The following is an 8,549-nucleotide window of genomic DNA, read 5'->3' on the forward strand; positions in this document are numbered from 1 at the left end:
ACACCTGAAACCCTTATTTACCAGGCTCTAACAGATGTATACCGTTCGCAACGCGCCTGCGCAGGCGATTCCTCGCACCGCTTCAGTTACGCACGCCTACGAGCAGCCGGACGGGGAGCGCGAGGCGACAGCGACGCGACCCGCCATCTATCGCTGGGCAACCGCCATCTATCGCTGGCAATCACAGTCACATTGCCGCCAGCAACCTCGATCGACTCCAGCCGATCGCCTTGATCGGCCCGTGGAGGTAGGAAACATTACCTGTGACGGCGTCGCCGGGGCGCGAAACCCCGGCGTCGCCGCCACCACCCGAACGCTCTACGAAAGGAAAACACCCGTCATGGCACACGAACTCGAAACCCTCGCGAACGGCCAGACCGCCTTCGCCTCCGCCCGCCTGTCGGCCTGGCACCAGCTCGGGCAAGTCACCGACGACTGTATGACCGCCGAGGAAATCATGGCGAAGGCGTGGCTCGGCGGCTGGGAGGTCCGCAAGATCGCGTTGCAGGGCATGGAGATCACCGACAAGGGCGTCACGAAGGTCGACTGCCCCGACAAGTTCATGACCGTGCGCACCAACCCCCAGACCGGCGTCACCGAGTATCTCGGCGTGGTCGGCGACGACTACACCACCGTGCAAAACGAGCAGGTCGCCGAAATGCTCAACCTCCTGGTCGACGAGTCCGGGGCGCACTTCGAGACGGCCGGCTCGATGCGCAAAGGCAAAAGTGTCTTCGTCACGATGAAGCTGCCCAACGCGATGGAGATCGCCGGGGTCGATCGGATGGACCTCTATCTGGCCGCGACGACCTCGCACGACGGCACGGCGTCGCTACGGGTGGACGCGACTCCGGTGCGGATCGTGTGCGCGAACACGCAGCGCATGGCCTACGCCCGATCGGAAGGTTCGTACACGTTCCGGCACACCTCGAATGTCCAGGTGCAGATCACCGAGGCGCGCCACGCGATGAATCTGGTGTGGAAGCACTTCGGCGACTGGCAGGCCGACGCGGAGAAGATGCTCAACGAGGCGATGACCATGGGCGAGTTCGAGAAGATCGTCGCCCAGGTGTGGCCGATCGAGGACGCGGCCTCGGATGTGGCGAAGAACAACGCCAAGAAGCGCACCAACACGTTGCGGTACCTCATCCGCGACGCGGACACGCAGAAGGCGATCAAGGGCACCCGGTGGGCCGGATACCAGGCCATCACCGAGTACCTCGACCACTTCGCCCCCGCCAAGACCGACGCGGTCCGGGCGACTCGGGCGCTGACCGGTGCGGGCGCGGACGTGAAGGCCCGCGCGTTCGATCTGCTGGCTGTCTGATGGGCCTGCGGCACCGGGGCCGCCACCGCCGCCACTGGTGGCGCACGGCGGCCCCGGCCCCCGCCCCGGCGGACACCACCGCCCGGCGTCCCGCACGCGGCCCGGCTGCCGTCCGGCCGCCCAGCCCGTCCGGCTCACGCCGCCCACCCGGCCCGATCGGCGGCGGCCCGGCACCCGCACCGGCGCGGTTACGACCGGCCGCCCCGGGCCTGCCTGCGACTTCACCCGTTCCATCTCGATCCGGCCCTGCGCCGACGGAGGCACCCGCCATGACATCCGACGAGCTGATGAACCTCATCGGCCACCTGGTAGAGGCGTACCAGAACAGCACCGCGCATCGCGTCGCCGCCTCGTGCGAGACCGACTACGACGAGAGCGGCGTGCAACTCGCCCACCAGCAGCAATGGGACGAGATCGCCGCCCACCGGCTCCGGGAGGTCGAACGCGCGGTCGGCACGGTCTTCCCCGCACAGGCCACCGTCGAAGGGTTCATGCCGGTCCGGGCACTGCCGGACGGCAAGGTCGAACTCCGCGCGATCGACACCGCCTCCCGGGCCATCGCGGTCCTTTTCACCGGCACCGAGGCACTCAACCTCGGCGGCCGGCTCACCGCCTGCGGAGCCGTAGCCCTCGACCGCATCGGGTTCAAACCCGAGACCGAACTCCGCCCCGTCTCCGGCAGCCCCGTCTCCGGCACGCCGGTCTCGGACGGCCCGGTGTCCGACGCTCCCGCGTTCGCCGGTCCGGCCATCGGCACCGCACCGGTACGGCCGCCGGTCGTGCCCGGCCCGCCCACCCCCGCGCACCGTCGCTAACCCGGTCGCCCCTGCCGCGCGGCCAGACCCGGCCGCGCGGCCCGCACCCCGCACCGCAACCCCTCAACTCGAAGGATTCGCTGTGGAACACCTGATCACCCTCGTACACGCCTACGCCACCGCCCGCGCGGGCGCCGAACGCCACCGCGCCCTCCTGGAATGCCTCGTCGACGACAACGACGGCTTCTTCATGACGAAGATCGCGGAGTACGAACTCGCCTCCACCACCTACCACGCGCAGCTCATGACCGCCTACGACGCGCTGACCCGCACCACCGTGCGCGCCATCCCGGACGAGCGGCTGCCCGTGTGCACGTGGCAGAAGGGCGTCGTGGAGGCGCGCGGCGTCCTGCCGGACGCCACGCGCAGCGTGCGGGTGCGCTACACCCCCGGGCAGGCCATCGCCGCCGGAGCCGCGTTAATCGCCTGCGCCGCCCTCGCCGACCGAGACACGGGCGGCACCCTCACCACGCTCCTGCCGCCCTTTCCCGACCAATGACCTCGGCCACGACTCGACCGCGGCCGGCCCCAGCACGAAGGACACCGAGTCATGACCAACAACCCCGACCTCACCGCACGCCCGGACACCATGAGCGACGGCCAGCACGCCCTCGCCGGTCCGCGCCTGCTCGCCGCATTGACGCTGATCGGTGACCTCGACCCGGTCATCGCTGACGTCCTGCGCAACATGCACTTGCGGGTCTACCCCGGTCAGCCGGGCGACGGAGACCGCAGCGACTACATCGTGCTCGACCTGCACGGCGTCTCCATCGGCGCCCGCCGCCGCCAACACGACTTCTACCTGCACGCCGACACCACCGAGACCCCCGACCGCATCATCGCGTTCGAGGTCAACGGCACCGGCGAACACGACCACCCCATCCGATAGCGGCGAAGGAGCCCCGATGACCAGCACCGAGGCACCCGCGCCTACTCCGGCCGCGCCGACCCTGCTCGACGTGGTGTCCACCCGCCACTCCCTCGAAGCCGCGCACAGCCATCCCGGCGTCGTGATCGACATCTTCCGGCAGTCGCGCATCAAAGACGGCGACCGGTACCGCGTCGAGTTTCGCGGCGGCATCACCGAGTGGTTCTGGCGCGACGAGTTGATCGTGCACCCGTGGGCCGACGAGCGCGAGGTCGTGCTCACCGACCTCGCGGCCGTGCGCACGATCCTGCACCACGCCATCACCACCGCTGAACACCACGACGTGCTGCACACGAAACTCGGCGAGATCTTCGACGCCCTCAGCGCCACCGCGAACACCTACCTCGGCGGCAACCTCGACGCCCTGAACCCGGCTGCCGCACCCGCCGACTGACCGACAGTGCCGAGACCGCCGTCACCGGCTACCGCGCCCCGGCGGTCTCGGCCCGCAAACCCACCGTCACCTCGCCGAACTCGCTCATGGAGACACGAATGGACCTCAACGACACCGCCCGGGTACGCCAGCCCCGCGACCCGGTGGAGTACCGCCTCGCCACGATCACCGACATCACCTACTCGACCCCGAATACCACCCACATCCGCCAGCTCGAACTGCGGTTCCCGACCGGCGAGCACCGCACCTACACCCCCGCCGAAATCGTCGCGTGCACCCGCACCGACGACCACGCCGCCCTCGTCGCCGCCTTCACCGACACCTGCCGGTCACTGCGCGACGCCTGCCGCATCGCCCACGACTACGACGAGCTACTCAGCGCCGAAATCATCCATCTCCTGATGGACGTCTACGGGATCGTCGCTACCCGCCTTGATGTCACCCTCGATCCGGACAACCTCGACGCGCCGGCCACCATCGAGCAGGCGACCCCGTGACCGCCCGCTGGACCTACGGCCGCTCCACGCGACACGACGGAGCCGTCTGTGGAACCGACGACGGGCCGCGCACCCGCATCACCGACGAGCCGCACCTGGTGACCTGCCCTGACTGTCCCGACGCCGCCGAGAACGAGACCATCCCGGACGACGCCACCACCGACGACGAGCACGTGATCGACATGCTGCGCGAGGCGAAGGCCGGAAACGCCCGCAAGATCGGCGGCGTCATCGTCGACGCGACCACCGCGAACGCCATCCTCACCGTCTACGACGCGGCCACGCCGAAGACCCAGGCGAAGATCGCCTCGCTGCCCATCGCCATCATGGCGTCGTTCGCGTGGCGGGTACTGAACCCGGACTCCTGACCGCCACCGTCGAACACGGGGAGTCTTCGAGCAGCCGTAGGCGTGGGTCGGTGGCCGGTGGGACACACCGGAATTAGTGGTGTGGCGAAACCCCACCGGCCACCTCGCCCACGCCGGGCCACCCACGGCCCCTACGCGACCGTATCTTCCCTGAGCGGGCGTAGCGGCGATCCTAGCGAGCCACAGCGCCCGACGGGCGGCCCACCGACAGAGGGCATCGAGGAACAGAGGGCAGGGAGGATGGTCATCGTGAGTCGACACACCTTCGACGGCCGGGTTGCCCTCGACCGTGCCGGGGTCGCCGCGCACACCGGCGCGGCGCGAAGGACCGTCAACCTCTGGCACCGCAACCGCGCGACCACCGGTTTCCCCGACGCCTTCACCGACGAGGCCGGCCGCGAATGGTTCTGGCTCGACCGCATCGATGCCTTCCACACCGCCCACCAGAAGGCGAAGCTCGCCGTACTGACCGCCGTCGACCGCAGCGGCGACCCGAACGAGCTGGTCGGCTCCGGCGAGGCCGCCAAAATCCTGCACTACGGCTCGTACCGCAATCTGCCTGACGAGCTTCGGGACCGGCCGGACGACGTGGAGATCCTTTCCGATGGCAGGTTGCGGCGGCGTTGGTACCGGCGCACGGTATGGGCCATTGCCGCCGCCCGGACCGGTCGTCAGTCCACCGGGCGTACCCCCGGGACCACCACCGGCCGGCTCAAACCGCACCCGTACGCCGACGATCCCCGCCTCCAGGTCGCTGTCGAGCTGCTGGCTGAGGCGCGGCAGGACGGCCGGGATCGGCGTGGTCTGGGCGTGGAGCTGGCCCGCCGCCTCGGTGTCGCGCAGCGGACCGCGCAACGGTTGCTCACCGTCGCTGACGCCCGCGACTAACCTCGTTGGTCAGGCGCGGGGGCGCCGCCCGGTCCCCGGTCCGGCGCGCCCCTCGTGTGAGCTCACTCCTCGTCGTCGTCCTGCGAGGACACGGCGGTGACCGCGGGGGCTTCGAGCAGGTACTTCAGCACACCGTTGATGTCGGTGTCCCTCGACCTGGCGGTGCGGGCGAGGACGTCGTAGACCTGCTCATCGACCTCGATCGTGCGGGCAGCGGGCGCGGGTGATGCCATGTCGGTTCCTCCTGATGATCATGGCGGGGTGCCCGACGGTCGGGCACCCGCAACCCATCCATGCCGACTGGTGCCGAGGCATCAAGCCTGCAGTAACGGCGCACTGGCGGGCACAGCGGTCGAGGCCACTCCGGGCGGTACAGGTGTGCGGTAGAAGGCTTCGGTGTCGGCGGCGTCGGCGGCGCGCACCAGGGCAGCGGCGAAGCTGCGGGCCTGCCCGGGGGTGAGAAACATCGGAACATCGCCGCCTCCTGCGGGGGTGCCGACCTCGACGTGGGGGCGTTCCAGGTCGGCCGGGTCAGTACCGATCCACTCCGGTGCCTTGTCCCAGAACGCGGCCTGGACGTGCGCGGCGACCAGCTCACAAGCCTCGTCGTACACGGCCACGGTGGCGGGTGGGCTACGGTGCAGCGCGGTGCCGGGTGGGTCGAGGTCGTGGTGCAGGCCATCGGTGCACCATGGCGGGCAGGACACCGGACGTAGCCGGGGCAGGGCGGCGCCGAGCGCGGGAGCGGACTGGTCCATGTGCGGTCTCCTCAAGTCCATCGAGCGGCGGGGGTGTGGGCCGGTGCGGCGTCACGCCGGCACCTTCGGGCGTGCACCGTCGGCCTCTTCCCGACGCAGCGCGTTGAGCAGCTCCGATACGCGGTTGTTGCGGATGGCGGCGCCGTTGCGGCGAAGACGTTGCGCGAGGGCGTCACGGCTGACTGTGCGACTCTCGCGGATCAGCTCGTCGCGGGCCGTGCGGGCAGCGGGCAGCAGCGGGATGAGGTCGGGGGCGAGGTCGACACCGTCGTCCGCGTCGACCTTCTGACCGTCGTTCTCGCCGCTGTCGTCCTCGTTGTGCTGGTCAATGTCCTCATCGTCACGGCCGTCGTGGTCATGCGGGTCCGGCCCCGGTTCGGGCTGAGGTGCGGGCTCCGGGCCGGTGGTGGCGGTGACTTCCGGGTCCGGGTCGGTCGGGTGGTGGTGTGGCTGTTCGGGCACCGCTGCGTCGGTTCCCTGGGTCGGTGTGGCGGGGGTGTCGGGGTCGCCACCTGAAGGGGGTGGGGCGGGTGCGGTGATGGCGGGGGCGAGCCGGTCAGCCCAGGCGGGGTAGTCGACGCGGGCGGCCAGCTCGGCGGCCAGTCGGTCCAGGTCCAGTGTGTGGACCGCGACCTCAGCCATATGGGGATCACGTTGGTCGGCGCGGACGACTTGCTCGACGGCACGAGCTACGGCCGGGCGGCGCTTCTCATCACCGATGGCCAGCTCGGCGGCGCGCACGGACTCGTACAACCCGAGCGGGCGCCACCTGCCGGTGCCGGCATCCATGCGGCCTTCGCGGGCCAGCTCCGTCGCGCGGGCGGTGAAGATGGGGTGACGCACTCGCCGCCACAGACCGTAGTCGGGGGCGGTGTCGGCGAGTTTGCCCGAAGCGCGCAGGGCGTCTCGGCGGCGGGCGGCGGCGTGCAGCAACCACAACGCGTACGCCGAGCCGGACAGCACCCCGAAGACACTCGACCAGTACAGGTCCGGCCAGTGTCCCGCCACCTGGATACCGACCGCGACGACGGCGACCATGGCCGAGAAGACGCGCAGGCCGTAGGCGCGTTCACCGAGGCGCATCCGTTCGTCGGCCATCGCGGCGAGGGCCATGGCTAGGAGCTCCAGGCAGAGCGCGAACGGCAGCACCGCCAGCACGCGCACCGCGAGCGGCACTGCGGGCGGCAACGGCAGATGGTCGAGGGCCACCCAGCTCTGACCGATCACGGCGCCGCTGGCGGCCACGGCGTAGAACAAGTACGCCCACCGTGCCGGCGACCACCCTGCATGGCTCGCGCTCGGCGGTGTGCTGCCGTGGGGGAGTGTGGCGGTGTTGCTGATGGCCCGAACGTCTTTCTTCGAGGTGTCGGTCATCGGGGACCTCCGCTGGCGGCGGCGGTGGCGGGCCGGAGCTGACGGTCTGCGACGCGGCGGGTGGCCTGCGACGGTTCGGCGTCGCCGAGGTCGGCCAGGCGATTTTCGAGGCGGCGCAGGGTGCGCCGGACCGCGTCCGGGCGTCCGGCGCGGCCGTGGATCCGCATGACGCGCTGGTACAGCTCCTCGTTGACCGGGTCGAACTCCAGGGCGCGTTCCAGCGCGGCCACGGCCTGGTCGGGGTGGTCGGGTTCGAGGATCTCGGCGATGCGGGCGAACACGGACAGGATCTGGTGGCGGTAGGTGGTGGCGTAGTCGGTGATCCAGGTCTGGTCGGCGCCGTCGGCGAAGTCCCCGCCGTACAACTCGACCACCTCGCGAAGCAGGGCCAGGGCCTGGGTGTCGTCGTCGGCGGTGTTCGCGGCCTCGATGGCGGTGAGCATCTGCCACAGGTCCACAGCAATGAGCTCGGAGTCCAGGCGGTAACGGCCGGTCGCCGGGTCGTAGACGACGAACATCGCCTCCGGGTTGCCGGTAGCGGCGCGCAACACCCGGCGGGTGGTACTGATGTCGGTCCGGATGCGTTTGCCTGCGGTGCCCGGGTCGGTGTCGGGATGCAGGTCGGCGGAGAGCTGGTCGAGGGTGCGCCCGGAAGGGTGCACGGCCAGTGACGCGAGGACGGTGTAGGAGCCGCTGCGCATCCCGGTCGCTACCGGCCCGGCCTGCGTTTCGACCACCGGGGGGCCGAGGACTCGTAGCCGCACCGGTGCTGATGTGCCGGTGGCCTGGGTGGGGATCGCCTCGGTGACGGCCTCGGTGCTCGCTGCGGCGTCGGCTGGGGCAGGGGCGATGTCGATGTCGTGGCCAGGTTCGGGGCGCGGGGAGGCGTCGCTGAGCATGGACAGGACGGCGGCGAGATCGTCGGCGGCGAGGGTGGACAGTCGGGCCAGCTCGGCGGCGTCGTTGGTGACCGTGCCGTCGGCGGCGGTCTCAGCGGTAGGAATCCCGTCCAGGGTGCCGAGGATCACCGGGTGCAGGTCCAGCGCGGCCCGGTGCGCGCCGACCGCGAGCAGGCGGGCGGCGTGCCGGGTGGTCGCCCCGACCAGCTACTTCGGCTCCGGGATGACCTGTTGGCGCAGGCTGGAGCGTTGGACCGAGGCAGGAGTCTTCGACCAGGTGCACCAGATACTGCTCGCCAAG

The 8,549-nt window shown here is 70.4% G+C and carries 11 protein-coding genes and 2 pseudogenes; 9 read left to right on the forward strand and 4 right to left on the reverse strand.

What is annotated here, in order from left to right; translation table 11 throughout:
- The first annotated feature begins 340 nt into the window (after positions 1–340).
- From Aau02nite_RS45940 to Aau02nite_RS45975, 8 genes are all read left to right on the forward strand, one after another.
- Positions 341–1,327: a DUF932 domain-containing protein gene (locus Aau02nite_RS45940; RefSeq protein WP_212995024.1), complete on the forward strand. Its 987-nt coding sequence runs from the start codon at positions 341–343 to the stop codon at positions 1,325–1,327.
- A 269-nt stretch (positions 1,328–1,596) separates the two neighbouring features.
- The gene (locus Aau02nite_RS45945; protein ID WP_212995014.1) at positions 1,597–2,142 is read left to right on the forward strand and encodes a hypothetical protein; all 546 of its coding nucleotides are present in this window, start codon (positions 1,597–1,599) and stop codon (positions 2,140–2,142) included.
- Between the two features lie 82 nt (positions 2,143–2,224).
- A complete protein-coding gene (locus tag Aau02nite_RS45950) occupies positions 2,225–2,641 on the forward strand; it encodes a hypothetical protein (RefSeq protein WP_212995015.1) in 417 nt (138 codons plus the stop codon).
- Between the two features lie 51 nt (positions 2,642–2,692).
- Entirely contained in the window at positions 2,693–3,031 is a 339-nt protein-coding gene (locus Aau02nite_RS45955) for a hypothetical protein (protein WP_212995016.1), read from the forward strand.
- Between the two features lie 16 nt (positions 3,032–3,047).
- A complete protein-coding gene (locus Aau02nite_RS45960; protein ID WP_212995017.1) occupies positions 3,048–3,464 on the forward strand; it encodes a hypothetical protein in 417 nt (138 codons plus the stop codon).
- 98 nt (positions 3,465–3,562) lie between these two features.
- Positions 3,563–3,961, forward strand: coding sequence for a hypothetical protein (locus tag Aau02nite_RS45965; protein WP_246595957.1), 399 nt, complete (start codon positions 3,563–3,565; stop codon positions 3,959–3,961).
- Positions 3,958–4,329 (forward strand): hypothetical protein, encoded by a 372-nt coding sequence (locus tag Aau02nite_RS45970; protein WP_212995019.1) that lies wholly within the window; start codon positions 3,958–3,960, stop codon positions 4,327–4,329. Before Aau02nite_RS45965 ends, Aau02nite_RS45970 begins: the two co-directional genes overlap by 4 nt.
- Before the next feature lie 249 nt (positions 4,330–4,578).
- Positions 4,579–5,217, forward strand: a complete 639-nt coding sequence (locus Aau02nite_RS45975) for a hypothetical protein (protein WP_438841240.1) — start codon at positions 4,579–4,581, stop codon at positions 5,215–5,217.
- 62 nt (positions 5,218–5,279) lie between these two features.
- Here the strand turns inward: Aau02nite_RS45975 and Aau02nite_RS45980 are convergent, their stop codons facing one another.
- The 4 genes and pseudogenes from Aau02nite_RS45980 to Aau02nite_RS45995 form a co-directional block, all read right to left on the reverse strand.
- Entirely contained in the window at positions 5,280–5,450 is a 171-nt protein-coding gene (locus tag Aau02nite_RS45980) for a hypothetical protein (RefSeq protein ID WP_212995021.1), read from the reverse strand.
- 81 nt (positions 5,451–5,531) lie between these two features.
- Positions 5,532–5,975: a DUF6907 domain-containing protein gene (locus Aau02nite_RS45985; RefSeq protein ID WP_212995022.1), complete on the reverse strand. Its 444-nt coding sequence runs from the start codon at positions 5,973–5,975 to the stop codon at positions 5,532–5,534.
- 51 nt (positions 5,976–6,026) lie between these two features.
- On the reverse strand, positions 6,027–7,349 hold the full coding sequence (locus tag Aau02nite_RS45990; protein ID WP_212995023.1) for a hypothetical protein: 1,323 nt from the start codon (positions 7,347–7,349) through the stop codon (positions 6,027–6,029).
- A pseudogene (locus Aau02nite_RS45995) lies at positions 7,346–8,455 on the reverse strand (AfsR/SARP family transcriptional regulator); the annotation flags it as partial. The gene Aau02nite_RS45990 and the pseudogene Aau02nite_RS45995, both read right to left, overlap by 4 nt.
- A gap of 4 nt (positions 8,456–8,459) precedes the next feature.
- On the opposite strand from Aau02nite_RS45995, the pseudogene Aau02nite_RS47215 reads away from it, so the two are divergent.
- Positions 8,460–8,549, forward strand: a pseudogene (locus Aau02nite_RS47215) (IS5/IS1182 family transposase); the annotation flags it as partial.

The organism is Actinoplanes auranticolor, assembly GCF_018332655.1.
Lineage (GTDB): Bacteria > Actinomycetota > Actinomycetes > Mycobacteriales > Micromonosporaceae > Actinoplanes > Actinoplanes auranticolor.

Bases quoted from the DNA above. Each gene is read 5' to 3' on its own strand.
- Aau02nite_RS45940 (WP_212995024.1), top strand. From the start codon at position 341: ATGGCACACGAACTCGAAACCCTCGCGAACGGCCAGACCGCCTTCGCC.
- Aau02nite_RS45945 (WP_212995014.1), top strand. From the start codon at position 1,597: ATGACATCCGACGAGCTGATGAACCTCATCGGCCACCTGGTAGAGGCG.
- Aau02nite_RS45955 (WP_212995016.1), top strand. From the start codon at position 2,693: ATGACCAACAACCCCGACCTCACCGCACGCCCGGACACCATGAGCGAC.
- Aau02nite_RS45960 (WP_212995017.1), top strand. From the start codon at position 3,048: ATGACCAGCACCGAGGCACCCGCGCCTACTCCGGCCGCGCCGACCCTG.
- Aau02nite_RS45965 (WP_246595957.1), top strand. From the start codon at position 3,563: ATGGACCTCAACGACACCGCCCGGGTACGCCAGCCCCGCGACCCGGTG.
- Aau02nite_RS45980 (WP_212995021.1), bottom strand. From the start codon at position 5,450: ATGGCATCACCCGCGCCCGCTGCCCGCACGATCGAGGTCGATGAGCAG.
- Aau02nite_RS45985 (WP_212995022.1), bottom strand. From the start codon at position 5,975: ATGGACCAGTCCGCTCCCGCGCTCGGCGCCGCCCTGCCCCGGCTACGT.
- Aau02nite_RS45990 (WP_212995023.1), bottom strand. From the start codon at position 7,349: ATGACCGACACCTCGAAGAAAGACGTTCGGGCCATCAGCAACACCGCC.